23 protein-coding genes and 4 tRNA genes are annotated in these 25,100 nt (G+C 66.1%); 22 read left to right on the forward strand and 5 right to left on the reverse strand.

Annotated elements, in window-relative coordinates; genetic code table 11:
* Positions 1-44: 44 nt before the first annotated feature.
* The 13 genes from rpoE (at position 45) to nagZ (ending at position 12,416) form a co-directional block, all read left to right on the forward strand.
* Positions 45-644, forward strand: a complete 600-nt coding sequence (rpoE, locus tag HWX31_RS05610) for an RNA polymerase sigma factor RpoE (protein WP_042583474.1) — start codon at positions 45-47, stop codon at positions 642-644.
* An 84-nt stretch (positions 645-728) separates the two neighbouring features.
* Positions 729-1,349 (forward strand): sigma-E factor negative regulatory protein, encoded by a 621-nt coding sequence (locus HWX31_RS05615; RefSeq protein WP_174964809.1) that lies wholly within the window; start codon positions 729-731, stop codon positions 1,347-1,349.
* 4 nt (positions 1,350-1,353) lie between these two features.
* The gene (locus HWX31_RS05620) at positions 1,354-2,409 is read left to right on the forward strand and encodes a MucB/RseB C-terminal domain-containing protein (RefSeq protein WP_174964808.1); all 1,056 of its coding nucleotides are present in this window, start codon (positions 1,354-1,356) and stop codon (positions 2,407-2,409) included.
* A gap of 17 nt (positions 2,410-2,426) precedes the next feature.
* Positions 2,427-3,896: a DegQ family serine endoprotease gene (locus HWX31_RS05625; protein ID WP_174964807.1), complete on the forward strand. Its 1,470-nt coding sequence runs from the start codon at positions 2,427-2,429 to the stop codon at positions 3,894-3,896.
* A gap of 10 nt (positions 3,897-3,906) precedes the next feature.
* Entirely contained in the window at positions 3,907-4,143 is a 237-nt protein-coding gene (locus tag HWX31_RS05630) for a glutaredoxin family protein (RefSeq protein WP_174964806.1), read from the forward strand.
* Positions 4,144-4,277: 134 nt separating this feature from the next.
* A complete protein-coding gene (lepA, locus tag HWX31_RS05635) occupies positions 4,278-6,071 on the forward strand; it encodes a translation elongation factor 4 (RefSeq protein ID WP_059564752.1) in 1,794 nt (597 codons plus the stop codon).
* A gap of 16 nt (positions 6,072-6,087) precedes the next feature.
* The gene (gene lepB, locus HWX31_RS05640; RefSeq protein WP_174964805.1) at positions 6,088-6,981 is read left to right on the forward strand and encodes a signal peptidase I; all 894 of its coding nucleotides are present in this window, start codon (positions 6,088-6,090) and stop codon (positions 6,979-6,981) included.
* 153 nt (positions 6,982-7,134) lie between these two features.
* Positions 7,135-8,358 (forward strand): ribonuclease III, encoded by a 1,224-nt coding sequence (rnc, locus tag HWX31_RS05645; RefSeq protein WP_174964829.1) that lies wholly within the window; start codon positions 7,135-7,137, stop codon positions 8,356-8,358.
* Positions 8,359-8,418: 60 nt separating this feature from the next.
* Positions 8,419-9,318 (forward strand): GTPase Era, encoded by a 900-nt coding sequence (gene era, locus HWX31_RS05650; RefSeq protein WP_059757398.1) that lies wholly within the window; start codon positions 8,419-8,421, stop codon positions 9,316-9,318.
* Entirely contained in the window at positions 9,305-10,141 is an 837-nt protein-coding gene (gene recO, locus HWX31_RS05655) for a DNA repair protein RecO (RefSeq protein WP_059614709.1), read from the forward strand. Before era ends, recO begins: the two co-directional genes overlap by 14 nt.
* Positions 10,138-10,911, forward strand: coding sequence for a pyridoxine 5'-phosphate synthase (gene pdxJ, locus HWX31_RS05660; RefSeq protein ID WP_174964804.1), 774 nt, complete (start codon positions 10,138-10,140; stop codon positions 10,909-10,911). The genes recO and pdxJ overlap by 4 nt, the downstream gene beginning before the upstream one ends.
* Before the next feature lie 11 nt (positions 10,912-10,922).
* On the forward strand, positions 10,923-11,372 hold the full coding sequence (acpS, locus tag HWX31_RS05665) for a holo-ACP synthase (RefSeq protein ID WP_059619252.1): 450 nt from the start codon (positions 10,923-10,925) through the stop codon (positions 11,370-11,372).
* 15 nt (positions 11,373-11,387) lie between these two features.
* On the forward strand, positions 11,388-12,416 hold the full coding sequence (nagZ, locus tag HWX31_RS05670; protein WP_174964803.1) for a beta-N-acetylhexosaminidase: 1,029 nt from the start codon (positions 11,388-11,390) through the stop codon (positions 12,414-12,416).
* 135 nt (positions 12,417-12,551) lie between these two features.
* Here nagZ and HWX31_RS05675 read toward each other — a convergent pair whose 3' ends face one another.
* The 3 genes from HWX31_RS05675 to earP form a co-directional block, all read right to left on the reverse strand.
* The gene (locus tag HWX31_RS05675) at positions 12,552-13,937 is read right to left on the reverse strand and encodes a sigma-54-dependent transcriptional regulator (RefSeq protein WP_174964802.1); all 1,386 of its coding nucleotides are present in this window, start codon (positions 13,935-13,937) and stop codon (positions 12,552-12,554) included.
* 282 nt (positions 13,938-14,219) lie between these two features.
* Positions 14,220-14,777 (reverse strand): elongation factor P, encoded by a 558-nt coding sequence (gene efp / locus HWX31_RS05680; protein WP_059614699.1) that lies wholly within the window; start codon positions 14,775-14,777, stop codon positions 14,220-14,222.
* 131 nt (positions 14,778-14,908) lie between these two features.
* Entirely contained in the window at positions 14,909-16,114 is a 1,206-nt protein-coding gene (gene earP / locus HWX31_RS05685; protein ID WP_174964801.1) for an elongation factor P maturation arginine rhamnosyltransferase EarP, read from the reverse strand.
* A gap of 78 nt (positions 16,115-16,192) precedes the next feature.
* Between earP and uvrC the strand changes: the two genes are divergently transcribed.
* The 9 genes from uvrC to HWX31_RS05730 all read left to right on the forward strand — a co-directional run bounded on the left by uvrC (position 16,193) and on the right by HWX31_RS05730 (position 23,163).
* Positions 16,193-18,205, forward strand: coding sequence for an excinuclease ABC subunit UvrC (uvrC, locus tag HWX31_RS05690; protein ID WP_174964800.1), 2,013 nt, complete (start codon positions 16,193-16,195; stop codon positions 18,203-18,205).
* Positions 18,206-18,284: 79 nt separating this feature from the next.
* The gene (pgsA, locus tag HWX31_RS05695; RefSeq protein WP_174964799.1) at positions 18,285-18,872 is read left to right on the forward strand and encodes a CDP-diacylglycerol--glycerol-3-phosphate 3-phosphatidyltransferase; all 588 of its coding nucleotides are present in this window, start codon (positions 18,285-18,287) and stop codon (positions 18,870-18,872) included.
* A 135-nt stretch (positions 18,873-19,007) separates the two neighbouring features.
* Positions 19,008-19,083, forward strand: a tRNA-Gly gene (locus HWX31_RS05700).
* Positions 19,084-19,131: 48 nt separating this feature from the next.
* Positions 19,132-19,207, forward strand: a tRNA-Gly gene (locus HWX31_RS05705).
* A gap of 49 nt (positions 19,208-19,256) precedes the next feature.
* A tRNA-Gly gene (locus HWX31_RS05710) sits at positions 19,257-19,332 on the forward strand.
* Between the two features lie 98 nt (positions 19,333-19,430).
* A tRNA-Cys gene (locus HWX31_RS05715) sits at positions 19,431-19,504 on the forward strand.
* A 286-nt stretch (positions 19,505-19,790) separates the two neighbouring features.
* Positions 19,791-21,725, forward strand: coding sequence for a collagenase (locus HWX31_RS05720; RefSeq protein WP_174965171.1), 1,935 nt, complete (start codon positions 19,791-19,793; stop codon positions 21,723-21,725).
* Between the two features lie 433 nt (positions 21,726-22,158).
* The gene (locus tag HWX31_RS05725) at positions 22,159-22,770 is read left to right on the forward strand and encodes a hypothetical protein (RefSeq protein WP_175933877.1); all 612 of its coding nucleotides are present in this window, start codon (positions 22,159-22,161) and stop codon (positions 22,768-22,770) included.
* A 57-nt stretch (positions 22,771-22,827) separates the two neighbouring features.
* A complete protein-coding gene (locus HWX31_RS05730; RefSeq protein ID WP_059614686.1) occupies positions 22,828-23,163 on the forward strand; it encodes a DUF6693 family protein in 336 nt (111 codons plus the stop codon).
* Positions 23,164-23,465: 302 nt separating this feature from the next.
* Here the strand turns inward: HWX31_RS05730 and HWX31_RS05735 are convergent, their stop codons facing one another.
* Positions 23,466-23,969, reverse strand: coding sequence for a GAF domain-containing protein (locus HWX31_RS05735; RefSeq protein WP_174965169.1), 504 nt, complete (start codon positions 23,967-23,969; stop codon positions 23,466-23,468).
* A 122-nt stretch (positions 23,970-24,091) separates the two neighbouring features.
* Entirely contained in the window at positions 24,092-25,009 is a 918-nt protein-coding gene (locus HWX31_RS05740) for a LysR family transcriptional regulator (RefSeq protein ID WP_174965168.1), read from the reverse strand.
* Positions 25,010-25,100 lie beyond the last annotated feature (91 nt).

Raw genomic sequence — 25,100 nt, forward strand, 5'->3', positions numbered from 1 at the left:
ACAATAGCCCTCCGCGTTGCATCCCTAGTTAACGGATTTGTCAGGTGAGTGAAAAAGAAATCGATCAGGTTCTGGTCGAGCGCGTTCAGAAAGGCGACAAGGCGGCGTTCGAACTCCTGGTCTCCAAATACCACCGCAAGATCATTCGGCTGATCTCGCGCCTCGTGCGGGATCCCGCCGAGGTCGAGGACGTGGCCCAGGACGCGTTCATCAAGGCGTACCGCGCGCTGCCGCAGTTCCGCGGCGAGTCCGCGTTCTACACGTGGTTGTACCGGATTGCCGTGAATACGGCGAAGAACTACCTTGCGACGCAGGGTCGCCGGGCGCCGACCTCGACCGAGGCGGATGCCGAGGAGGCGGAAACTTTCTCCGACGCAGACCAACTAAGGGATATCAACACGCCTGAGTCGATGTTGATGAGCAAGCAGATTGCCGAGACGGTCAATGCTGCAATGGCCGTTCTGCCCGAGGAGCTGCGCCAGGCGATCACGCTGCGCGAGATCGAAGGCCTGAGCTACGAGGAAATCGCGGAAATGATGGGCTGCCCGATCGGGACGGTCCGCTCGCGGATTTTCCGGGCGCGCGAGGCAATCGCGACAAAATTGCGTCCGCTGCTCGATACGCCCGAAGGCAAGCGCTGGTAAGCGTTGTGGGCGGACCGGCGCGGTCGGGGTCCAGTTACGATAGAGTCGTGAAGTCACGACGGGGTGTGCAAGATGGGGAGCATCATGGGGTCGGTCAATACGCAGTCGCAGGCGTGCCCGCGCGGCGAGCGCCTTTCCGCTCTGGTCGACGGCGAAATGTTCGACGGCCCGGATCACGGGCAGTTTCTGGCTGAGCTCGACCGCGCGGATCGCGCTGCGTGGGCCCACTACCACCTGATCGGCGATGCGCTGCGCTCGGACGAGCTGGCGCTGGCGCCGGCGATGAGCGCGTCGTTCACCGCGCGCCTGTCGGAGCGACTCGAAGCCGAGCCGCATCTGCTCGCGCCGGCCGCCGCGCCGCTTTCCCGCAGGCTGCTGTCGCTGCGCCGGCGCGTCGTGCCGGCCTTCGCGGTTGCCGCGGCCGCCGCGACGCTGACGTGGATCGTCGTCCCGCAGATGCAGACGCCCGGTGCACCGGGCGCCGTTCAGGTCGCATCGGCCGGTGCGTCGCAGCAGAACGGCCTGCAGCGCGTGACGGTCGCGCAGGCGCCGTCGCAGCAGGGGCTGCAGGAAGCGAACATCATTCGCGACGCAAGCCTCGACCAGTACCTTGAAGCGCATCAGCAATTCGCGCAGCAGCCCGTCGTCACGGGCTCGATGCCGCTGATTCGCGCTGCCGTGACCACGACGACGCCAAGCCAATAACCCGATGCGGACATTGCGGTTGAATCACGCCATCTCCGGATGGAAGCGGCTGCCGGCCTTCCTGCTTTGCGCAGCCGCGTTGTTGTCCGTTCAATCCCTTCACGCCAACGCGCAGCAGCCGGACGATCCCGTCGCGACCCGCAAGGCCGCCGCGGACTGGCTCGACCGCATCCAGCAGGCGGCGCAGCAGCAGAGTTACGAAGGCACGTTCGTCTACCAGCGAGGCGGATACGTGCAGTCGTCGCGGATCACGCATGTCGCCTCGCGCGACGGCGAATTCGAGCGGATCGAGAGTCTCGACGGCAAGCCCCGCAAGCTGCTGCGGCATAACGACGAGCTGTATACGTTCGTGCCCGAGCGCAAGCTGTGCGTCGTCGAGCGCCGGCAGGCCCGGGACTCGTTTCCCGCGCTGCTCGGTGCGAGCGGCGAGCGCGTGATGTCGGTCTACGACGCGAAGCTGCTCGGCAAGGATCGCGTGGCGGGGCTCGATGCGCAGGTCGTCGAACTGGCGCCGAAGGACGGGTACCGCTTCACCTACAAGCTGTGGGCCGACGCCCGCACCGGCCTGCTGCTGCGGTCGCAGACGCTCGATGCGAGCGACCACGTGCTCGAGCAGATCGCGTTCTCCCAGTTGCAGATGGGTGGCGCGGGCGCGGCCGACAAGTCGGCGATCATGTCCGGCATGCGCAGCCTGGGCGGCTGGACGGTCGTGCGCCCGCCGGTGGCGCCGGTCGACATGGAGGCGCAGGGCTGGCAGCTCGCGCCAAGCATTGCCGGCTTCCAGAAGATCCGCGAGGTGCGGCGGCCGATGGCCGCGCGCGATGCGGGCGACCCGCCGATTCCGGTCGATCAGGCCGTCTTTACCGACGGGCTCGCGACGGTCTCGGTGTTCGTCGAGCCGGCCGAGAAGAATACGCGCAAGGAAGGCGCGGGCAGCACCGGCGCGACGCACGTGCTCGTCAAGCGCCGCGGGGGCTACTGGATCACCGTGCTCGGCGAAGTGCCGCCGGCCACGTTGCAGCAATTCGCGTCTGCCATAGAATACAAGGCTTCCAAGTAACGCTTTCCGTTCCCGACATGATGAAACTCACGCTGCGCAAATGGCTGGCCGTTGCGGCGGTGGCGGCTTGCCTGCCGCTCATGCCGCATTCCGCGGCGGCGGCGCCCGCCGCCAGCCTTCCCGATTTCGCGGATCTGGTCGAAAAGGTCGGGCCGGCCGTCGTCAACATCCGGACGACCGCCAACGTACCGTCGGGCAGTCCGCGCGGCGCGCTCCCGCCGGGTTTCGACAACGGCGACATGTCGGAATTCTTCCGCCGCTTCTTCGGCATTCCGCTGCCGCAGGCGCCGGGCAACCCGAAGAACGCGCCTCAGCCCGACAATCCGCCCGACACCGAGCAGAACCGCGGCGTCGGCTCGGGCTTCATCGTGTCGGCCGACGGCTACGTGATGACCAATGCGCACGTCATCGATGACGCCGACACGATCTACGTGACGCTGACCGACAAGCGCGAGTTCAAGGCGAAGCTGATCGGCGTCGACGATCGCACCGACGTCGCGGTCGTCAAGATCCAGGCGTCGAACCTGCCGGTCGTCGCGATCGGCGATTCGAACAAGGTGCGCGTCGGCGAATGGGTCGTCGCGATCGGCTCGCCGTTCGGCCTCGACAACACGGTGACGGCCGGCATCGTCAGCTCGAAGAGCCGCAACACGGGCGACTACCTGCCGTTCATCCAGACCGACGTGGCCGTGAACCCCGGCAACTCCGGCGGCCCGCTGATCAACATGCAGGGCGAGGTGATCGGCATCAATTCGCAGATCTACAGCCGCACGGGCGGTTTCATGGGCATCTCGTTCGCGATCCCGATCGACGAGGCGATGCGCGTGGCCGACCAGCTGAAGGCGACCGGCAAGGTCACGCGCGGCCGGATCGCGGTGGCGATCGGCGAGGTGACGAAGGACGTGGCCGACTCGATCGGCCTGCCGAAGACGGAAGGCGCGCTCGTCAGCAGCGTCGAGCCGGGTGGGCCGGCCGACAAGGCGGGCGTCCAGCCGGGCGACATCATCCTGAAGTTCAACGGCAAGCCGGTCGACACGGCATCGGATCTGCCGCGCATGGTCGGCGACACGAAGCCGGGCGCGAAGGCGACGATCAACGTGTGGCGCAAGGGTCAGGCACGCGATCTGCCGATCACGATCGCCGAGACGCCGGCCGAAACGGCCGCGAAGGCCGATCCGGGCAAGAAGCCGCCGCAGAAGCCGCGCCAGAGCAACGCGCTCGGCTTGACGGTCAGTGACATTCCGGCCGACCAGTTGAAGGCGCTGAAGCTGAGGAGCGGCGTGCAGGTCGACGGCGTCGACGGTCCGGCGGCGCGCGCGGGGCTGCAGCGCGGCGACATCGTGCTGCGCGTCGGCGACACCGACATCACGAGCGCGAAGCAGTTCGCCGACGTCACCGCCCAGCTCGATCCGCAAAAGGCGGTCGCGGTGCTGGTGCGGCGCGGCGACAATACGCAGTTCTTCCCGCTGCGTCCGCGCCAGAAGTAACGCGAGCGCGATGTTCACGCTCTACGGCCGCGGCTGGTGCCACCTGTGCGATGACATGCGCGCCGCACTGGCGCCGGTGGCGGCCGAATTCGGCGTGACGGTCGACTACGTCGACATCGACGCGGACGCGGCGCTCGTCGCCCGCTACGACGAGGACGTGCCGGTGCTGCTGCTGGATGGCGCGGAAGTGTGCCGTCACCGCTTCGACGAGATGCGGGTGCGGAACGCGCTCGCCGCCCGGCGCTGAGGCCCGGCGGCGGCCGGCCGCCAAAATGCCTCCCGGTGGGGGGGCTTTTCGGCTAAAATAAGCCGTTTTTTCACCGACTTACAAGGCGTGCTCCGCAGTCGTCGAGCGCGCCTTTTTCGCTTGATCGGCACTGAATGGATCATATTCGCAACTTCTCGATCATCGCGCACATCGACCATGGCAAGTCGACGCTCGCGGATCGCATCATCCAGGTATGCGGCGGGCTCGCCGACCGTGAAATGGAAGCGCAGGTGCTCGACTCGATGGATATCGAGCGCGAGCGCGGCATCACGATCAAGGCGCAGACTGCCGCGTTGTCGTATCGCGCGCGCGACGGCAAGGTGTACAACCTGAACCTGATCGACACGCCGGGGCACGTCGACTTCTCGTACGAGGTCAGCCGCTCGCTGTCCGCGTGCGAGGGCGCGCTGCTCGTGGTCGACGCGAGCCAGGGCGTCGAGGCGCAGACGGTTGCCAACTGCTACACGGCGATCGAGCTGGGCGTCGAGGTCGTGCCGGTGCTGAACAAGATCGACCTGCCGGCCGCGAACCCCGAGAACGCGATCGAGGAGATCGAGGACGTGATCGGCATCGACGCGATGGACGCCACCCGCTGCAGCGCGAAGACGGGCCTCGGCGTCGAGGACGTGCTCGAAGCGCTGATCGCGAAGGTGCCGCCGCCGAAGGGCGATCCGGCCGCGCCGCTGCAGGCGCTGATCATCGACTCGTGGTTCGACAACTATGTCGGCGTCGTGATGCTCGTGCGCATCGTCAACGGCACGTTGCGTCCGAAGGAGAAGATCAAGCTGATGGCGACCGGCGCGCAGTATCCGGTCGAGCACATCGGCGTGTTCACGCCGAAGTCGCGCAATCTCGAATCGCTGTCGGCGGGGCAGGTGGGCTTCATCATCGCCGGCATCAAGGAACTGAACGCCGCGAAGGTGGGCGACACGGTCACGCACGCGACCAAGTCGGCCGCCGAGCCGCTGCCGGGCTTCAAGGAAGTGAAGCCGCAGGTGTTCGCGGGCCTGTACCCGGTCGAGGCGAACCAGTACGATGCGCTGCGCGAATCGCTGGAAAAGCTCAAGCTCAACGACGCATCGCTGCAGTACGAGCCGGAAGTGTCGCAGGCGCTCGGCTTCGGCTTCCGCTGCGGCTTCCTCGGCCTGCTGCACATGGAGATCGTGCAGGAGCGGCTCGAGCGCGAGTTCGACATGGACCTCATCACGACCGCGCCGACCGTGGTCTACGAGGTCGTGCAGAGCGACGGCACGACGATCATGGTCGAGAACCCGGCGAAGATGCCGGAGCCCGCGCGGATCGGCGAGATCCGCGAGCCGATCGTCACCGTGAACCTGTACATGCCGCAGGACTACGTCGGCTCGGTGATCACGCTGTGCGAGCAGAAGCGCGGCGTGCAGATCAACATGCAGTACCACGGCCGCCAGGTGCAGCTCACGTACGAAATCCCGATGGCCGAGATCGTGCTCGACTTCTTCGATCGCCTGAAGTCGGTGTCGCGCGGCTACGCGTCGATGGACTACGAGTTCAAGGAATACCGCTCGGCGGATGTCGTGAAGGTCGACATGCTGATCAACGGCGACAAGGTCGATGCGCTGTCGATCATCGTGCACCGTTCGCAGTCGCAGTACCGCGGCCGCGAAGTCGCCGCGAAGATGCGCGAGATCATCCCGCGCCAGATGTACGACGTGGCGATTCAGGCCGCGATCGGCGCGCACATCATCGCGCGCGAGAACATCAAGGCGCTGCGCAAGAACGTGCTCGCGAAGTGCTACGGCGGCGACATCACGCGGAAGAAGAAGCTGCTCGAGAAGCAGAAGGAAGGCAAGAAGCGGATGAAGCAGGTGGGTTCGGTCGAGATTCCGCAGGAAGCGTTCCTGGCGATCTTGCGCGTCGAAGACAAATAACAGGACTGATCCTTTTATGAATTTTGCGCTGATTCTTTTTGTGCTCGTCGCACTGACGGGCGTGGCGTGGGTTGCGGACAAGATGGTGTTCCTGCCGCAGCGCCGGCGGGCGGCCGATGCGGCAGTCGACGCGTTCGACCAGCAGCAGTCGCGTGTCGACAAGCGTTTCGCCGACGAGAACGCGGTGCAGACCCGTTCGAAGCTGCGCGACGAGAAGCTGCGCCAGCCGTGGTGGCTCGAGTACACCGCGAGCTTCTTCCCGGTGATCCTCGCGGTGTTCGTCGTGCGTTCGTTCATCGTCGAGCCGTTCAAGATCCCGTCGGGCTCGATGGTGCCGACGCTGCTCGTCGGCGACTTCATCCTCGTCAACAAGTTCGACTACGGCCTGCGCATGCCGGTCACGAACACGAAGCTCACGCAAGGCCGTCCGCTCGAACGCGGCGACGTCGTCGTGTTCCGCTACCCGAAGGACGAGTCGGTCGACTACATCAAGCGCGTGATCGGCCTGCCGGGCGACACCGTCGCTTACCAGGACAAGCAGCTGACGATCAACGGCAAGCCGGTGCCCGAAGCGCCGCTGGCCGACTACTTCGACGAAGAGCGGCAGAACTACGCGAAGCAGTTCGAGGAGTCGCTCGGCGGCCGCAAGAACGCGATCCTCAACAACCCTGCGGTGCCGCCGTTCGTGATGGGCGCATACGACTATCCGTATCGCGACAATTGCACGTACAACAGCCGCGGCGTGATCTGCAAGGTGCCGGCGGGCCACTACTTCATGATGGGCGACAACCGCGACAACAGCGCGGACAGCCGCTACTGGGGCTTCGTGCCGGACCAGAACATCGTCGGCCGCGCGTTCTTCATCTGGATGAACTTCGGCGACCTGAAGCGGATCGGCTCCTTCAACTGATCCCGATCGATGCACGCGCAATACGCGACGCACGGGCCGCGCCGCGTATTGCCGAACTACTTTAAGAACCGGCGGTAACACCGCTTCGTCATGCCTTTTCGGGGCCGGCTGCGTCGTTTCGGCGCGACCGGCGCCCGCGTTATACTCCTGCACATGCCCCTATCTCAGTTGGAAAGCCGGCTGCGCTATGAATTTCGCAATGCGGAATTGCTGCGCCAGGCTTTGACCCATCGCAGTCACAGTGCCACGCACAACGAGCGGCTCGAGTTTCTCGGCGATTCCGTTCTCAATTGCGCGGTGGCCGCCCTTTTGTTCCAGCGTTTCGGCAAGCTGGACGAAGGCGATCTGTCGCGGGTGCGGGCGAACCTCGTCAAACAGCAGTCGCTGTACGAAATTGCTCAGGCCCTGAATATTTCCGACGGGCTGCGGCTGGGCGAGGGCGAACTGCGCAGCGGCGGGTTCCGCCGCCCGTCGATCCTCGCGGACGCATTCGAAGCCATCATCGGGGCCGTATTCCTCGATGGCGGCTTCGAAGCCGCCCAAGGGGTGATCAAGCGGCTCTACATCCCGATTCTCGATCACATCGATCCGCGCACGCTCGGCAAGGACGCGAAGACGCTGCTGCAGGAATACCTGCAGGGGCACAAGATCGCGCTGCCGACCTACACGGTCGTCGCGACGCATGGTGCGGCGCACAATCAGCAGTTCGAGGTCGAATGCACGGTGCCGAAGCTGGACGTCAAGGTGTCCGGTTCCGGCGCGAGCCGTCGTGCGGCCGAGCAGGCCGCGGCGAAGAAGGCGCTCGACGAAGTGGTCGCGGCCGCGCCGATGCTGGCCGCGAAGCCGAAACGTTCGAAGAACGCACGCTCGGCCAAGCATGTGGAGCCGGAAATCGTGCCCGGCGTGAAAGGCGTGCAGGAAGCGCTCGACCTGCGCTCGCCCGAGCGGAAGGAGCGCGCCGCGGCGCGCGCCGAAGCGAAGGCTGCGGCGGCTCCGGCAGGCGCGGGCAGCGTGGCGGAGGCAGTCGAGCGCGCGGCGCAGGCGCCGGTGGCCGCGATTCGCGCCGCGCATGTCGAGCATGGTGCGGACAAGGCCGAGCGGGCGGCGAAGCCGGCGACGGACAAGCCCGCGGACCGCGCCGATGCCGCGCCGAAACCTGCCGACAAGGCGGTCGAGCGAACCGATGCCGCGCCGCGTGCAGCCGACAAGCCTGCCGACCACCGCGCCGACGCTGCGCCTCACGCGGCCGAGAAGACCGAGAAGGCCGCCGAGCGCGCCGCGCCGCGCGTGCGCGACGTGACGCCCGGCCAGGACGCGTCTTCCGGCGAAACGAGCCTCGCCGCTGCGCCGGCGCGCGTGGCCGATGCCGGCCACTGAATTGCCCATCGATCGTGCCGCGCGCCGCGCGGCCGGTTCCGAACCTGTCTCCCAATCGATATGAACGCTACCGCTCCCACTGGTTTCCGCTGCGGCATGATCGCGATCGTGGGCCGTCCGAACGTCGGCAAGTCGACGCTGATGAACGCGCTCGTCGGCCAGAAGATCAGCATCACGTCCCGCAAGGCGCAGACGACCCGCCATCGCATCACCGGCATCAACACGACCGAAGACGCGCAATTCATCTTCGTCGATACGCCCGGCTTCCAGACCCGCCACAGCACCGCGCTGAACCGCTCGCTGAACCGCGCGGTCACGTCGACGCTGACGTCGGTCGACGCGATCCTGTTCGTGATCGAGGCCGGCCGCTTCGGGCCGGATGACCAGAAGGTGCTCGACCTGATTCCGCCCGGCGTGCCGACGCTGCTGATCGCGAACAAGCTCGACCGCGTGAACGACAAGACGACGCTGTACCCGTTCATGCAGCAGGTGAGCGCGCTGCGCGAGTTCACCGAGATCGTGCCGCTGTCGGCAAAGCACGTCGAAGACATCCAGCGCCTGATGCAGACGGTCAAGCCGTACCTGCCGGAAGGCGAGCCGATCTACGGCGAGGACGACCTGACCGACCGCAGCTCGCGCTTCCTCGCGGCCGAGATCCTGCGCGAGAAGGTGTTCCGCTGGACCGGCGACGAGCTGCCGTATACGAGCACGGTCATCATCGACAAGTTCGAGGAGGAAGGGCGGCTGAAGCGCGTCTTCGCGACGATCCTCGTCGAGCGCGATACGCACAAGGCGATGGTGATCGGCAAGAAGGGCGCGAAGCTCAAGCAGATCAGCACCGAAGCGCGGATGGACATGGAAAAGCTGTTCGACGGCCCCGTCTATCTCGAGACCTTCGTCAAGGTGAAGAGCGGCTGGGCCGACAACGAAGCGGGGCTTCGTGCCTATGGGTACGAATGACGCGCTGACGTCGACCGAAGACGCGGTAGAGGCGGGCGCCGACGCGCCGCCGCCTGCCGCGCCCCCCGCACCGCCGCGCAAGGCGCGGCGCGCGACCTCGCGCACGTCCGATTTCCGCGTCGCCGAGCAGCCGGCGTTCGTGCTGCACAGCTATCCCTATCGTGAAACGAGCCTGATCATCGACGTGCTGACGCGCGATCACGGCCGGCTCGCGCTCGTCGCGAAAGGCGCGAAGCGCCCGCATTCCGCGCTGCGCGGCGTGCTGCAGACGTTCCAGCCGCTGCTGCTGTCGTGGTCCGGCAAGTCCGAGATGCGCACGCTGACGGGCGCCGAATGGGTCGGCGGGATGCTGCCGCTCGCCGGCGACGCGCTGCTGTGCGGCTTCTACGCGAACGAACTGCTCGTCAAGTTCTGCGCACGTGAAGATCCGCAACCGCCGCTCTTCAACCATTACGTCGTGACGCTCACGCGCCTCGCGCATGGCGAGCCCGCGGTGCAGGTGCTGCGCTCGTTCGAGCGCGTGCTGCTGCGCGAAACGGGCTATGCGATGGCGCTGAACCGCACGGTCGCGCGCCGCGCGGTCGAGGCCGACCGCCTGTACGTGTTCGATCCCGAGCGCGGCGTGCGCGGCGCGGACGACGACGTGCCGTCGCACTGGCCGGTGGTCTCCGGACAGACGTTGCTCGACATGGAGCAGGACGATTACCATCGAGCCCAGACCGTCGCGCAAAGCAAGACGCTGATGCGCTTCCTGCTGAACACTTATCTCGGCGGCACGCCGCTCGCGACGCGCCAGATCCTGATCGACCTGCAAAATCTATGAGCTTCTTCCTGACTTCGCCCACCGCCATCGATCTCGGCGTCAACATCGACCACGTCGCAACGCTGCGCAACGCGCGCGGCACGACCTATCCCGATCCGATCCGTGCGGCGCTCGCCGCCGAAGAGGCCGGCGCCGACGCGATCACGCTGCACCTGCGCGAGGATCGCCGGCACATCGTCGACGCGGACGTGCGCAAGCTGCGCCCGCTCCTGAAGACGCGCATGAACCTCGAATGCGCGGTGACGGCCGAGATGCTCGACATCGCGTGCGAGGTCAAGCCGCACGACGCGTGCCTCGTGCCCGAAAAGCGCGAGGAGCTGACGACCGAAGGCGGCCTCGACGTCGCGGGGCGCTTCGAGGCCGTGCGCGCCGCGTGCCGGCAACTCGCCGACGCCGGCGTGCGCGTGTCGCTGTTCATCGATCCGGACGAGACGCAGATCCGCGCCGCGCACGAAGCGGGCGCGCCGGTGATCGAACTGCATACGGGCCGCTATGCCGACGCGCACGACGCGGCCGAGCAGCAGCGCGAATACGAGCGGATCGTCGCGGGCGTGCAGGCGGGTGCGACGCTCGGCCTGAAGGTCAACGCGGGGCACGGCCTGCATTACACGAACGTGCAGCAGATCGCCGCGATCGACGGCATCGTCGAGCTGAACATCGGCCACGCGATCGTCGCGCATGCGATCTTCGCGGGCTGGGACAACGCGGTGCGCGAGATGAAGGCCATCATGGTCGCGGCGCGCGTCGCGGCGCTGCACGGCGCACGTTGAACGCTGAACGCATGGCGATCTACGGCATCGGTACCGACATCGTCCAGCTGAGCCGCATCGCGGCGGTGCTCGAGCGCACCGGCGGCCGGTTCGCCGAGAAAGTGCTGGGGCCCGACGAGCTGCGCGTGTTCCACGCGCGCCGCGCACGCTCCGAGGCGCGCGGCATCGCATTCCTCGCGACGCGCTTTTCCGCGAAGGAAGCGTTCTCGAAGGCGATCGGGCTCGGCATGCACTGGCCGATGACGTGGCGCGCGCTGCAGACCCTCAATCAACCGAGCGGCGAGCCGTATGTCGTCGCGTCCGGCGAGCTGGCCGACTGGCTTGCGGCACGCGGCATCACCGCCCGCGTGACGGTCAGCGACGAGCGCGACTACGCGGTGTCGTTCGTGATCGCCGAGACCGGCATGCGGGCGGCCGACTTGCCTGCGGCGGCCCCGCCGGTTCCACGATCTTCTTCCTGACGGATTCCCGATTCGATGAAAACGACTCCCGGCCCGGTCATGCTCGACGTCGTCGGCACGGCCCTGACGCGCGACGATGCGCGCCGTCTCGCGCATCCGAACACCGGCGGCGTGATCCTGTTCGCGCGGCACTTCCAGAATCGTGCGCAGCTGACTGCGCTGACCGACGCCATTCGCGCGGTCCGCGAGGACGTGCTGATTGCCGTCGATCACGAGGGCGGCCGCGTGCAGCGCTTTCGCACCGACGGCTTCACGGTGCTGCCCGCGATGCGCCGCCTCGGCGAGCTGTGGGACCAGGACGTGCTGCGGGCGACGAAGGTCGCGACCGCGGTCGGCTACATCCTCGCCGCGGAGCTGCGCGCATGCGGGATCGACATGAGCTTCACGCCCGTGCTCGACCTCGACTACGGCCACTCGAAAGTGATCGGCGATCGCGCGTTCCATCGCGATCCGCGCGTCGTGACGATGCTCGCGCAGAGCCTGAACCACGGGCTCTCGCTCGCCGGCATGGCGAACTGCGGCAAGCATTTTCCCGGGCACGGTTTCGCGGAAGCCGATTCGCACGTCGCGCTGCCCACCGACGATCGGCCGCTCGACACGATCCTCAAGCAGGACGTCGCGCCTTACGACTGGCTCGGCCTGTCGCTGGCGGCGGTGATTCCGGCGCATGTGATCTATACGCAGGTCGACGCGCGGCCGGCCGGTTTCTCGCGGGTCTGGCTGCAGGACATCCTGCGCGGCCGGCTCGGCTTCACCGGCGCGATCTTCAGCGACGACCTGTCGATGGAGGCCGCGCGAGAAGGCGGCACGCTGACGCAGGCGGCCGAGGCCGCGCTTGCGGCCGGGTGCGACATGGTGCTGGTTTGCAACCAGCCGGATGCGGCCGAAGCCGTGCTGAACGGATTGAAGACGCAGCCGTCGCCGGACTCGGTGCGACGCATCAAGCGGATGCGCGCGCGCGGCAAGCCGGCCAAGTGGGACAGGCTGATCGCGCAGCCCGAGTATCTGCGTGCGCAGGCGCTGCTGCGCGACGCGTTCGCGTAAGCGCGCGAAACGAAAAAGCCGCGCAAGTTGCGCGGCTTCGAGAGGCCGGTCGACCTGACCGAGACAGCCCGATCGGCAAACGCTGATCGGGCTGTTTCATTGGTGGCGGCGCGATCCGCGCCGCGCCGTGCTGCCTCAGTTCACCTTCATTCGCTGCAGCTTGTTGTACAGCGTCTTCGGGCTGATGCCGAGCAGCGTCGCCGCGCGATGGCGCGTGCCGCCGACCGCATCGAGCGTCGCGCGGATCAACAGGTCCTCGACGTCCGACAGCGGCGTGCCGACCTTGATCTGCACGCTGCTGCCGTTCAGCGCGGCGCCCGCCGAGAAGCTCGCTTCGCCGGCGCGCAGCGTGTCGATGAAGTCGCCGGACGCTTCGTATGCGAAGCGCACGCGCTCCTGCAGCTCGCGCACGTTGCCCGGCCACTCGTAGGACAGGCATTCGCGCACGAAACCCGGCGCGGCGCGCTTGTCGGTCGTGCTGCGGCCGGTCGCGCGCGCTTCGCGGTTCAGTTCGTCGATCAGCGCATCGGCGATCGACAGCGCATCGCCGTCGCGTTCGCGCAGCGGCGGCATCGAGATCGACGCCGCGTCGAGGCGCAGCCACAGATCTTCGCGCAGCGTGCCGCTTGCAACCGCTTCGCGCGCAGGACGGCGCGTGGCGGCGATCAGCCGGAAGTCGCTCGCGACCGGGCTCGTGCCGCCGATGCGCATGAAATTCTGCGAATCGAGCGCTTGCAGCAGCGCTTCCTGCAGCACGAGCGGCAGCGCGGTGATCTCGTCGAGGAACAGCGTGCCGCCGCTCGCCTGCTCGAACAGGCCGGATTCGCGCCGCTCGGCGCCGTCGTATGCGCCGCGCTCGTGGCCGAACAGCACGCTGTCGAGCGCCGCGCCGTGGCGTCCGACCTGCGCGAGCGTGCGGCAGTCGAACGCGACGAACGGCCCCTTGCGGCGGCGGCTCAGGTCATGCAGCGTGCGCGCGGCCAGCTTCTTGCCGGTGCCGGCCTCGCCCGAGAACAGCACGGCCGTTTCGGTGCGCGCATTGTGCTCGATCATGTCGTACACGTGCTGCATGGCTTCGCTGCGGCCGACCAGCGCGCCGAAGCGGCCGAGGTGGCGCAGCGATGCGCGCAGCGACTGCACTTCGTCGATCAGTTCGTAGGGCCGGGGAATGCGCGCGAGCAGGCTGCGCAGGCGCGGAATGTTGATCGGCTTGAGGAGGTAGTCCCAGATTCCGTGGCGCAGGCCTTCGATCGCGCTTTCGACCGTCGCGTTGCCGGTCAGCACGATGACCGGCAGCGAGCCGTTCGGCTGCTGCTGCGGCAGGTGCTGCAGCAGGTCGAACCCGCTGCCGTCCGGCAGGTTCAGGTCGACGAGGACGACGTCGGGGATCGAGCGGCCGAGCGCGGTGCGCGCCTCGGCAAGCGACGTGGCCGTGTCGACCGAGAAGCCGTCCGCGGCGAGGAGCGCAGTGAGGCCGGACAGACTGTTGGGATCGTCTTCGACAATCAGGGCGTGTGGCATGGTGGACGCGTGTCGTGTCAAGAGAGGCGGGCCATCGGCCAAAAAATCCGCAGCCGCATTTCGAGATTAAAAACTGATTTTATGCCCCTGCGAACGCCTAACGAAGATTATTTCTCCATCGCTATAAAACAGTTACCGATGATACAAATTGAATATCTTTATGCGTCGCTTTTGTGGTGCATTCCGGTGTCGGCGCGGCGGCGTGCCGGGGTGTGCTATTGACGCCGGCAAAACAAAAGCGCCCCGAAGGGCGCTTTGTTCGACGCGGAAACCGCTCGCCGATTACGCGCGGCTGCGGTATTCGTGCGTACGCGTGTCGATTTCGATCTTGTCGCCGGTGTTGCAGAACAGCGGAACCTGCAGTTCGAAACCGGTCGCGAGCTTCGCGTTCTTCAGCACCTTGCCCGACGACGTGTCGCCCTTGACGGCCGGCTCGGTGTAGGTGATTTCGCGCACGAGGACCGTCGGCAGTTCGACCGAGATCGCCTTCTCGTTGTAGAACACGACTTCGCACGCCATGCCGTCTTCGAGGTAGTGCAGCGCGTCGCCCATCATTTCCGCTTCGACTTCGAACTGGTTGTAGTCGGCGTCCATGAACACGTACATCGGGTCGGCGAAGTACGAGTACGTCACTTCCTTGCGGTCGAGCACGACGACGTCGAACTTGTCGTCGGCCTTGTAGACCGATTCCTGACCTGCGTTGGTCAGCAGGTTCTTCATCTTCATCTTGACGACGGCGGCGTTACGGCCCGACTTGTTGTATTCCGTCTTCGAGATGACCCAAGCGTCGCTGCCGATCTGCACGACGTTGCCTACGCGGAGTTCCTGTGCGGTTTTCATAAAAAAACTGTCCTGATCAAATCAAATAAATAGGTGCCTGAGCGTTGCGCAACGGGTGACGGCGCCAAGCGGGTGCGTTCCGGGCGGGCGCCAAAAGCAAGCGCTTGCGTGGTCAGCCGTCGGATAACCGTTTATTTTAACTGAGATTTTGCGTATTCGGCCAGCTTTCCGGCGAGATCGCCGACGGCCGCCAGCGCGTCGGCCCAATCGGCCGCATTCGCCTCCAGCGCCGCGCGGTGCTGCCAGAAATCGGCCCAGTCGGGCGTGCCCGCGCCGTTCCATGCGTGCCAGAAGCGGGCGAGGGCGTCGCGAGGCGCGTCGGCGAGGCCCGCGCCGACATGCGCGAGCGCGGCGTCGAGCTTCGGCAGGTGCGCGTCGTCGGCCTGCGGATAGATGTGCCATACGAACGGCTTGCGCGCCCATTGCGCGCGGACGAACGAATCCTCGCCGCGCACGAAGTTCAGGTCGCCGATCCACAGCAGCGGATCGTAGTCGGACTGCGGGACGAACGCGAGCCCGTACGCGGTGAGATTGCCGCGGCTCGCCCGTGTGCCGGCGCCGAATGATTCAACCCCGGACTCGACCCCGAAAAAGCGCGCGACGGCGGGCGACACGCGCCCCTCGGGCACGAGCGCGACGACCGGCGCCGGGCCGTCGCGCCACTGCGCGAGAAGCGCGTCGAGGGCCGGATTCTCGTACGCGAACAGGCTGACGACCGTCGTGCCGGGCGCGGGCGGCGCGTCGCCCGTCGTGCGCCGCCACCAGGCGGCACGCGCGGGCGCGTCGGCGTCGAAGGCCGCGCGGCGCGCGTCGAGGCCGCGTTCCTTCAGCACGCCGCCGGTGCCGGCCGACAGGCCGGGAAAGAAGAACGTCTTGACGAGCGGGTAGCGCGGATGCGGCGACGGCCGCAGATGGAAATCGGCAACCCAGTCCTCGGCGCTCAGGTATTCGAGATTGATCCAGACGGGCCGGCGCTCGCGGCGCGCCATCGCCGCGAGATACGGGCCCGGCAGCTCGCACGCGAACGCCTCGATCACGACGTCGGCGATCTCGATCGCATCACCGACCTCGGCGTGCCAGTGCTCGATCACGACCCCGTCGGCGGTCTGCCGCAGCGCGTCGGGCTCGACGCCGGGCAGCAGGCGCGCGAACGTGCGCAGGTCGTCGACGATGAGCCGCACCTGCCAGCCGTGCTCGTGCGCGAGCTGGCGCGCGAGGCGCCAACACACGCCGATGTCGCCGAAGTTGTCGACGACGGTGCAGAAGATGTCGCAGGCGACGGTTTCGTCCGGCGTGCGCGGGGTCGGGTCGTGGGGGCGGGGGGCGGTGCGTGGCATCGAAGCGGGCAGGTGGAATGCTCTAAACTGGCGATTCTAATAGACCCGTTCGCGCGCCTCGCGGCGCCCGGATCACGCATGACATCCCCAGAAGCCTCCGCAGCCCCGTTCGAACCGAAGAAGATCCTCGCGCAACTGCCGCACCTGCCCGGCGTCTACCGCTATTACGACGCGGCCGGCGCGGTGCTCTACGTCGGCAAGGCGCGCGACCTGAAGAAGCGCGTGTCGAGCTATTTCACGAAGACGCAGCTGTCGCCGCGCATCGCGATGATGGTCACGCGCATCGCGCGCGTCGAGACGACCGTCACGCGTTCGGAGGCGGAAGCGCTGCTGCTCGAGAACAACCTGATCAAGGCGCTCGCGCCGCGCTACAACATCCTGTTTCGCGACGACAAGTCGTATCCGTACCTGAAGCTCACCGCGCATCGTTTTCCGCGGATGGCGTACTACCGCGGCGCCGTCGACAAGCAGAACCAGTATTTCGGGCCGTTCCCGAGCGCGTGGGCCGTGCGCGAGAGCATCCAGATCCTGCAGCGCGTGTTCCAGCTGCGCACCTGCGAGGATTCGGTGTTCAACAACCGCACGCGCCCGTGCCTGCTGCACCAGATCGGGCGCTGCACCGCGCCGTGCGTCAGCGCGATCTCCGACGAGGACTACGCGCGCGACGTGTCGAACGCCGCGCGCTTCCTGCTCGGCCGGCAATCCGAGGTGATGAAGGAGCTCGAGGAGAAGATGCACGGGTTCGCGGCGGAGCTGAAGTTCGAGCAGGCGGCGGCCGTGCGCAACCAGATGAGCTCGCTCGCGACCGTGCTGCATCAGCAGGCGATCGAGGTCGGCAGCGACAGCGACGTCGACATCCTCGCGGTGGTCGCGCAGGGCGGGCGCGTGTGCGTGAACCTCGCGATGGTGCGCGGCGGCCGGCATCTCGGCGACAAGGCGTATTTCCCGACGCACGTCGAGAGCGCGTTGACGCTCGCGGAAGGCGGGCTCGACGACGAGGCCGAGCCGGCGGTCGACGCGCGGCCCGACCAGCCGGCGGAAGACGCGGGCGGCGCGCGCAATGCGCAGGCGTCGGTCGAGGCCGAGGTGCTCGACGCGTTCATCGCGCAGCACTATCTCGGCAACCGCGTGCCGCCGGTGCTCGTCGTGAGCCATGCGCCCGCGAGCCGCGACCTGCTCGACCTGCTGTCCGAGCAGGCCGGCCACAAGGTGTCGCTGGTGCGGCAGCCGCAGGGCCAGCGGCGCGCGTGGCTGTCGATGGCCGAGCAGAACGCGGGCCTCGCGCTCGCGCGGCTGCTGTCCGAGCAGGGTTCGCAGCAGGCGCGCACGCGCGCGCTCGCCGACACGCTCAGCTACGAGAACGACGACCTCGCGCATCTGCGGATCGAGTGCTTCGACATCAGCCACACGATGGGCGAGGCGACCCAGGCTTCGTGCGTCGTCTATCACCATCACAAGATGCAGTCCGGCGAATACCGGCGCTACAACATCACCGGCATCACGCCCGGTGACGATTACGCGGCGATGCGGCAGGTGCTGACGCGCCGCTACGAAAAGATGGTCGAGCAGGCGGCGCAGGCCGCGGCAGCCGACGACGCGGCCGGCATCGACGGCGAGACGACGCGCCAGGCCGAGGCCGCGAGCCTGTTGCCGAACATCGTGCTGATCGACGGCGGCAAGGGGCAGGTCGAGATCGCGCGGCAGGTGTTCACCGAGCTGGGTCTCGACACGTCGATGCTGGTCGGCGTCGCGAAGGGCGAGGGGCGCAAGGTCGGGCTCGAGACGCTCGTGTTCGCCGACGGCCGCGCGCCGCTCGAGCTCGGCAAGGAGAGCGCCGCGCTGATGCTCGTCGCGCAGATCCGCGACGAGGCGCACCGGTTTGCGATCACCGGGATGCGCGCGAAGCGGGCGAAGGCCCGCCAGACGTCACGGCTCGAGGAGCTCGAGGGGGTCGGCGCGAAACGCCGGCAGCGGCTGCTCGCCCGCTTCGGCGGGCTGCGCGGCGTCGTCGCGGCGAGCGTGGACGAACTCGCGAGCGTCGAGGGCATTTCGCGCGCGCTCGCCGAGCAGATCTACAGGCAGTTGCACTGACACGGCGCCGCCACCCGCCTCGCTTGTGGCAGGGCGGTCGACGCGGCACAATTGCGAATCCTTTACTGTCCCGGATGCCATGCCGTTCAATTTCCCGATTTTCCTGACGTGGGTGCGGATCGTGCTGATTCCGCTCGTCGTCGGCGTGTTCTATCTGCCGGAGACGGTGATGGGCGGCGCGCACCGCAATCTCGCGGCGGCGCTGATCTTCATCCTCGCCGCGCTGACGGACTGGTTCGACGGCTTCCTGGCGCGCAAATGGAATCAGACGTCGTCGTTCGGCGCGTTCCTCGATCCGGTCGCGGACAAGCTGATGGTGACGGCCGCGCTGCTGATCCTCGTGCAGATCGCGCGGGTCGACGCGGCGATCGCGCTCGTGATCGTCGGCCGCGAGATCGCAATCTCGGCGCTGCGTGAGTGGATGGCACAGATCGGTGCGTCGAAGAGCGTCGCGGTGAATCAGCTCGGCAAGTTCAAGACCGCTTGCCAGATGGTCGCGATTCCGATGCTGCTGTACTACGGGCCGCTGCCGCTCGGTTTTGCGACGCTCGACACGCGCGTGTGGGGCGAGTGGCTGATGTATCTCGCGGCAGTGCTGACGATCTGGTCGATGCTGTACTACATGAAGCTCGCGTGGCCGCAGATTCGCGAGCGCAGCCGCGTGTGACGCGGTCAGCCATGCCGGGGCGGAGAACTTTTTGGAAAAAGGGCGCGAAAACCCCTTGACACCTGAAAGCGCCTTCGACATAATCTCGCTTCTCCGCTGCACGACGAAGTGAGTGCGGCGAGGCAGAAGCAGCATGCGGGAGTAGCTCAGTTGGTAGAGCGCAACCTTGCCAAGGTTGAGGTCGCGAGTTCGAGACTCGTCTCCCGCTCCAGGTTTTTGGCGGCGCGTTGTACGGCAAGCGCTGCAGTTGCAGGACAATGCGGGAGTAGCTCAGTTGGTAGAGCGCAACCTTGCCAAGGTTGAGGTCGCGAGTTCGAGACTCGTCTCCCGCTCCAGGTTTTTTGGCGACGCGTTGTACGGCAAGCGTTGCAGTTGCAGGACAATGCGGGAGTAGCTCAGTTGGTAGAGCGCAACCTTGCCAAGGTTGAGGTCGCGAGTTCGAGACTCGTCTCCCGCTCCAGACACTGGGGAAGCAGCGCTTCCCTTTTTATTTGATGGACCGACGGTCATCAAAGAAATCTGTCGCTTGCCGGCACGGCGAGTGAACAGTCCGCTTACGGCGCGATAGCAAAGCGGTTATGCAGCGGCCTGCAAAGCCGTTTAGGCCGGTTCGACTCCGGCTCGCGCCTCCAGAAAAAGCCCCGCTCTGTCGGGGCTTTTCTTTTTTCTCCCCTCCATTCGTCGCCGGACGCTATACACGTTGCCGACGGCCTCCGTCGAAGGCGCTGACGATCGTTAATACCGCCGGGACTTATCGATCTGGTCAGAATGCTGCTATTCGTTGAAAAGCGAGGCGCATTTCATGCATATATTTAAATTATCGTGCATTAATATGCCTGCCCGTATGTAATTGCCCTGTATTTGTCGAGTCGGTGGTGTTATATTTTTTGGCCATAAATATAACCGAGGGTAATTCGAATGCTAATAACCAGGATATCTCGCAAAACCCGTCGCTGGTCGGCCGCCGTGGCATTGGCGGCATTCGCGGGGCTGGTCGGCGCTGCGTCGGCCAACACGCAGCCGACGCAGCAAAAGCAGGCGCGCATGCCGCGCGTGCCGCAGAACCTGCCGGTCTCGCCCGAACAGGCCGAGTACAACCTGCCGCTCAGCGAGCAGGACCGCGCGATACTGACCAAGCCTTCGCAGCAGAAGCAGCCGCTCAAGCGCAGCAAACGCAGCGCATCGGGTGCCGATTGCCGCGACATGTCGGTGATGACCCAGTATCGCGGCGCGGCACTCGCCGATTACATTGCCAATCTTCCCGATTATGAATGCCATTACGGCCTGTTTTCGGTCGATAAAACCTTGGCGGCGCAGATCTTTAATGCCGAAAACGTGCACGCCGTCGCGAGTCGCTTCGTGCAGGAGATATATCGCTATGATGCAAGCAATTTGATTCTGGTCAATTTGCTGATTTATCTGCGTTCCGCATATTACCAATATGACGTATCGGGCATCGCTGATCCGATTCCGAATCTCGCGGTGCAGCTGCGCCCGTACATCAAGCAAAGCCTCGAGGGCGATGCGCTCTATCGCGAGAATTCGCGTGCGCCGAGCACCGCGAACGAGCTGATGAAGCTCATCACGAACATGAAGGACGAGGCGTACTACCTGCCTGCGCTGAAGAGCCGCGTTGCGCTTTATACGGCGAGCGCGGCGAATCCGCAGGCGGCGGCGCCGCTGCAGCAGCGCAGCGCGGCGGGCGGCTTCACCGGCCTGCTGACGGTGTTTTTCTATGCGCATCAGCGCGCCGGCGCGCAGCAGATGCTCGACAGCGACGCGACCCTGCCCGAGACGCTCAATCGCTTCGTCACCGCGAACCGCGCGAGCCTGTCGAATACCGGCGCCGCGTATCAGCTCGCCGACGCGGCGCGTGAGACTTATCGCTTTCTCCGTTATCCGATGCAGAAGCCGCGCGTGAAGAAGATGATCCAGGACATGCTCGCGTCGACGAGCATGACGGGCGCGGACAGCGATCTGTGGCTCGCGGCCGCGGAAGCGGTCGACTACGGCGACTCCGGCAACTGCGCGGATTACGGCACGTGCGACTACAAGAAGCGTCTGGCCGACGCGGTGCTGACGCATCGTTACGCGTGCAACGCGAGCGTGCGCATTCTCGCGCAGGACATGACGGCGCCGCAGCTGCAGTCGGTATGTGCGGCGGTCGCCCGGCAGGACGATTACTTTCACCGGATGATGAAGACCGGACGCAAGCCGGTCGCGGGCGATCGCAACGACACGATCGAGCTTGTCGTCTTCGACGACTACGCGAACTACCGCAAGTACGCTTCGGTGATCTACGGAATCAGCACCGACAACGGCGGCATGTATCTCGAAGGCGATCCGTCGGCGCCCGGCAACCAGGCGCGCTTCATCGCGCACGAGGCATCGTGGCTGCGGCCGGAGTTCAAGGTGTGGAACCTCGAGCACGAGTTCACGCACTATCTCGACGGCCGCTACGACATGGCGGGCGACTTCACGGCGAGCACCGCGAAGCCGACGGTCTGGTGGATCGAAGGCGTTGCCGAATATCTGTCGAGAAAGAACGACAATCAGGAATCGATCGACGCTGCGCACACGGGCGCGTACCGGTTCTCGGACGTGCTCGGGACGCGATACTCGTCGAGCGACTACGTCGCGCGTGCATACCGGTGGGGCTATATGGCGACGCGCTTCATGTTCGAGCGCCATCGCGCCGACGTCGACACGATCGTTGCGCGTTTCCGCGCGGGCGATTACGACGGCTATGAGAACTACGTCGGGTACATCGGCCGCCGCTACGACAGCGAGTTCGCCGATTGGGCGCGCAATGCAACGACGGCGGGCGAGCCGCCGTTGCCGACGGCGCGATGATCAAGCGCGGCCGCCTGAGTCCGGGTGCGGGATGACGGCGACGCGTACGCTGCGGCCCCGGCTTTTTGGCGACGATCGTGATCGGTTCCCGGTGGTCTGCCTCAGGAAGTTCACGGCGCGTCGCCGAGCCGCTATTTGCGCATCGTAGGCTGGTTCGACTCCGGCTCGCGCTTCCTGAAAAAGCCCCGCTCAGTCGGGGCTTTTTTGCGCCGCTTTCGCCAATCGGTTTCCCCAAGGCGTTAAAAAATCGTACATGAACGGTTGATTTCACTCTGCTTGCATTGTTACATTCGCCTTTCGCGCTAGGGAGGACGGGGCCGCCGGCGCGCGCGGCAGTCTGTGAGCAGAAGGACAGACGTGTCGACAGCACACGACTCGCAATGGCTGCGAGGCGCGTGCCATCCTGGGTCCCACCATGGCCAGAAGTAAAAACATGAACACGAAGAGAAGACCCCGGGGGGCGGGGAAAGCAATAGGGCGGGCTGCGATGCTCTGCTTGATGATCGCGGCGTTCGGCGGATGCAGTGATGCAAGGAACGACCGCGCGGATATCCCTGCGACATCGCCGAGTGCGGACGCGGTTGCCGGCAGCGACGTTCCCTCGCCGACATCTCCGGATGCCGCGCGTCCGGAAACCGGTGTTTCGAGCCGCCATTACGTGCTCCATCAGGATGGCGCGTACGGGTATGAGCCGGCATTGAGTGAGGACGACATTCGGGCCGGCAAGGCCGTGAAGGCGTTGGTCATGATGCGCTATGTCGGATTCAGAGACGGCACGCATACCTTGCTGATCCTCGACGAAGATGATCCGGACATCGTCGGCCGGGTGACTTGTGCAGTGCCGTGCAAGTTCGCCAAGTTCCGGACCGTGGTCGACGGCAAGGTAACGTCGACGGAGACGGTACGTATGACGCCGGATTCGCTCGTAGGGTCGATGTTCGAAGACGCGATTGCGGGCCGGCTGGTTCCCTACCGGAAGACCGCGGGCTCCCGGCAGCGAGGCAAAGTTGCGAAGCCGGACGACGTCGATGCCCGGGACGAGTAAGCGGGCGCATCGACCTTTCACAAACAAATCACCCAACCATCAATCGAGGAAACCAAAATGAACAATCTCGCGCTGCAGTCCCGTTTGTCCATCACCGACATCATTGGGCACGCCGTCATCTGGATCCTGCTGACCATCGTGACGCTGGGCCTGGCACTCTTCGTGTACCCGTACTATCTGTACCGGTTCGTGATCAGCAAGACGGTCGCGCTCGATCGTGACGGCAAGGTCGCCGGGCGGCTCGAGTGCACCATCGATCTCGTGACGATCACAGGAAAAATCGTCATCTGGACGATCATCTCGATCGTCACCTTCGGCATCGGCTACTTCTTCTTCCTGTACAAGATCGTCGCGCATTGCATGGATCACACGCGACTCGTCAGCGTTCAGTAACAGGCGTTGAACGAGGAGGGCGCGGGCGGGAAACCGCGTCGCGCCCCCCGAACAAGGGAGGCGTGCAAATCGGGGCAGCACCGAAGCGCACCAGCGGACGCCGACCCGACAGCAACCATTTCCCGCAGGAAATGCCGATCCCGTCCGAGCGGGGCAGAAACCGGTGAAGCCGGCTCGACGCCGGCTGTGCCGCCATGCAAAGCCTCGATGCATCGGGGCTTTTTTTCGCGCTTCGCAACGCGGCATTGGCGGTTATGCGCGCGCATTGCACGGACGCGAATGCGCAGGGGCACCCTTGCAGGTCAGCCTCGCGCCTTCTCCCACGCGTGCTCGACGAACACGCGGCACAACGCCTCCATCCCTTGCCGATCCTCGTCGTCGAAGCGCGCGGCGACCGGGCTGTCGACGTCCCATACGCCGATCAGCGTGCCGTCGCGCGCGACGAGCGGCACGACGATCTCGGATTCCGACGCCGCGTCGCATGCGATGTGGCCCGGGAACGCGTGCACGTCGCGCACCACCTGCGTCTCGCGCGTCTGCGCGGCCGTGCCGCACACGCCCTTGCCGAGCGCGATCCGCACGCAGGCGGGCTTGCCCTGGAACGGGCCGACCACGAGCTCGGCGCCGTCGAAGAAATAGAAGCCGGCCCAGTTGAGCCGGTCGAGCGAGTGATAGACGAGCGCTGCGAAGTTCGCGGCGTTGGCGATCAGGTCGCGTTCCGATTCGACGAGCGAGCGGGCCTGCTCGACGAGCGTCGCGTATTGATCGGCCTTGGAAGCGTGCGGGTCGTTGGACAGCGTGAACATGGCTGGAATGCGCAAGGGTGGTCGAAAAATGCGCGATGCGCGCATGCGGCAGTCTACGGCACATGCCGCCGACGTGCAGCGCGCGTCAGCGCGCACGCGAATGCGCAAGCTCGCGCCGCAGGTCAGTCGGGCTCGAGCTCGGCAAAGCGCTGCGCGAGGAAATCCAGCAGCGCGCGCACTGCCGGCAGCAATCCGCGGCGTGATGCGAACACCGCATGCACGATCTCGCGGCGCGGCGCCCAGTCCGGCAGCACGGTGGACAGCGCACCCTGTGCGACCGCGTCGCGCACCATCATCGTCGGCAACTGCACGATGCCGACGCCGGCGATCGCGGCCGCGCGCAACGCAAGCATCCCGCCCGTGACGAGCCGCGGCTGGTGATGAATCTCCGCACGGGCGGCGTCGGGCCCCTGCAGCCGCCACACGTGCGCGGCCTGCGGTGCGCCGAGGTCGAGGCTCGGCAGGCGGGCGAGGTCGGCAGGCACGGCCGGCATGCCGCGCTCGCGCAGCAGCGCGGGACTCGCGACCAGACATTGCCCGCGCTCGGCCAGCACGCGCAGCGCGAGATCGCTGTCCTCGAGCGGCGGCGGGCGCACGCGCAACGCGACGTCGATCCCTTCGCCGACCACGTCGACACGCCGGTTGGTCGCTTCCAGATGAATCTCGACGCCCGGGCACGCGTTCATGAACGCCGCGATCATCTCGCCGACGAGCGAGTCGAGCAGTGCGACCGGGCACGTGACCCGCACGATGCCGCGCGGCTCCTCGTGCAGCAGCGCGATCGCCTCGTCGGCGGCGTCGGCCTCGACGAGCATCGCGCGGCAATGCGCGTAGTAGGTCTGGCCGACTTCGGTCACCGTGAAGCGGCGTGTCGAGCGCTGGATCAGCCGCATGCCGACACGCGCCTCGAGCAGTGCGATGCGCCGGCTCAGCTTCGATTTCGGCATGTTCAGCGCACGGCCTGCCGGCGCGAAGCCGCCGTGGTCGACTACCTGCACGAAGTAATAGAGATCGTTCAGATCCCGCTGGCTATCGTTCATCAAATAGAACGCTGAGTGTGATTTTCGCAGTCTACCGGATCGATCGTTCTGATTCTATATTCCTATCCAGGATGCGAAACACGGGTTTCGC

The organism is Burkholderia ubonensis (assembly GCF_902833085.1).
In the GTDB taxonomy this organism is placed as follows: Bacteria; Pseudomonadota; Gammaproteobacteria; order Burkholderiales; family Burkholderiaceae; genus Burkholderia; species Burkholderia ubonensis.

What these genes read in the sequence shown, in the direction of transcription:
- HWX31_RS05615 (WP_174964809.1), top strand. Translation starts at nt 729, where the DNA reads ATGGGGTCGGTCAATACGCAGTCGCAGGCGTGCCCGCGCGGCGAGCGC.
- HWX31_RS05620 (WP_174964808.1), top strand. Translation starts at nt 1,354, where the DNA reads ATGCGGACATTGCGGTTGAATCACGCCATCTCCGGATGGAAGCGGCTG.
- HWX31_RS05625 (WP_174964807.1), top strand. Translation starts at nt 2,427, where the DNA reads ATGATGAAACTCACGCTGCGCAAATGGCTGGCCGTTGCGGCGGTGGCG.
- HWX31_RS05630 (WP_174964806.1), top strand. Translation starts at nt 3,907, where the DNA reads ATGTTCACGCTCTACGGCCGCGGCTGGTGCCACCTGTGCGATGACATG.
- lepA (WP_059564752.1), top strand. Translation starts at nt 4,278, where the DNA reads ATGGATCATATTCGCAACTTCTCGATCATCGCGCACATCGACCATGGC.
- lepB (WP_174964805.1), top strand. Translation starts at nt 6,088, where the DNA reads ATGAATTTTGCGCTGATTCTTTTTGTGCTCGTCGCACTGACGGGCGTG.
- rnc (WP_174964829.1), top strand. Translation starts at nt 7,135, where the DNA reads ATGCCCCTATCTCAGTTGGAAAGCCGGCTGCGCTATGAATTTCGCAAT.
- era (WP_059757398.1), top strand. Translation starts at nt 8,419, where the DNA reads ATGAACGCTACCGCTCCCACTGGTTTCCGCTGCGGCATGATCGCGATC.
- recO (WP_059614709.1), top strand. Translation starts at nt 9,305, where the DNA reads ATGGGTACGAATGACGCGCTGACGTCGACCGAAGACGCGGTAGAGGCG.
- pdxJ (WP_174964804.1), top strand. Translation starts at nt 10,138, where the DNA reads ATGAGCTTCTTCCTGACTTCGCCCACCGCCATCGATCTCGGCGTCAAC.
- acpS (WP_059619252.1), top strand. Translation starts at nt 10,923, where the DNA reads ATGGCGATCTACGGCATCGGTACCGACATCGTCCAGCTGAGCCGCATC.
- nagZ (WP_174964803.1), top strand. Translation starts at nt 11,388, where the DNA reads ATGAAAACGACTCCCGGCCCGGTCATGCTCGACGTCGTCGGCACGGCC.
- HWX31_RS05675 (WP_174964802.1), bottom strand. Translation starts at nt 13,937, where the DNA reads ATGCCACACGCCCTGATTGTCGAAGACGATCCCAACAGTCTGTCCGGC.
- efp (WP_059614699.1), bottom strand. Translation starts at nt 14,777, where the DNA reads ATGAAAACCGCACAGGAACTCCGCGTAGGCAACGTCGTGCAGATCGGC.
- earP (WP_174964801.1), bottom strand. Translation starts at nt 16,114, where the DNA reads ATGCCACGCACCGCCCCCCGCCCCCACGACCCGACCCCGCGCACGCCG.
- uvrC (WP_174964800.1), top strand. Translation starts at nt 16,193, where the DNA reads ATGACATCCCCAGAAGCCTCCGCAGCCCCGTTCGAACCGAAGAAGATC.
- pgsA (WP_174964799.1), top strand. Translation starts at nt 18,285, where the DNA reads ATGCCGTTCAATTTCCCGATTTTCCTGACGTGGGTGCGGATCGTGCTG.
- HWX31_RS05720 (WP_174965171.1), top strand. Translation starts at nt 19,791, where the DNA reads ATGCTAATAACCAGGATATCTCGCAAAACCCGTCGCTGGTCGGCCGCC.
- HWX31_RS05725 (WP_175933877.1), top strand. Translation starts at nt 22,159, where the DNA reads ATGAACACGAAGAGAAGACCCCGGGGGGCGGGGAAAGCAATAGGGCGG.
- HWX31_RS05730 (WP_059614686.1), top strand. Translation starts at nt 22,828, where the DNA reads ATGAACAATCTCGCGCTGCAGTCCCGTTTGTCCATCACCGACATCATT.
- HWX31_RS05735 (WP_174965169.1), bottom strand. Translation starts at nt 23,969, where the DNA reads ATGTTCACGCTGTCCAACGACCCGCACGCTTCCAAGGCCGATCAATAC.
- HWX31_RS05740 (WP_174965168.1), bottom strand. Translation starts at nt 25,009, where the DNA reads ATGAACGATAGCCAGCGGGATCTGAACGATCTCTATTACTTCGTGCAG.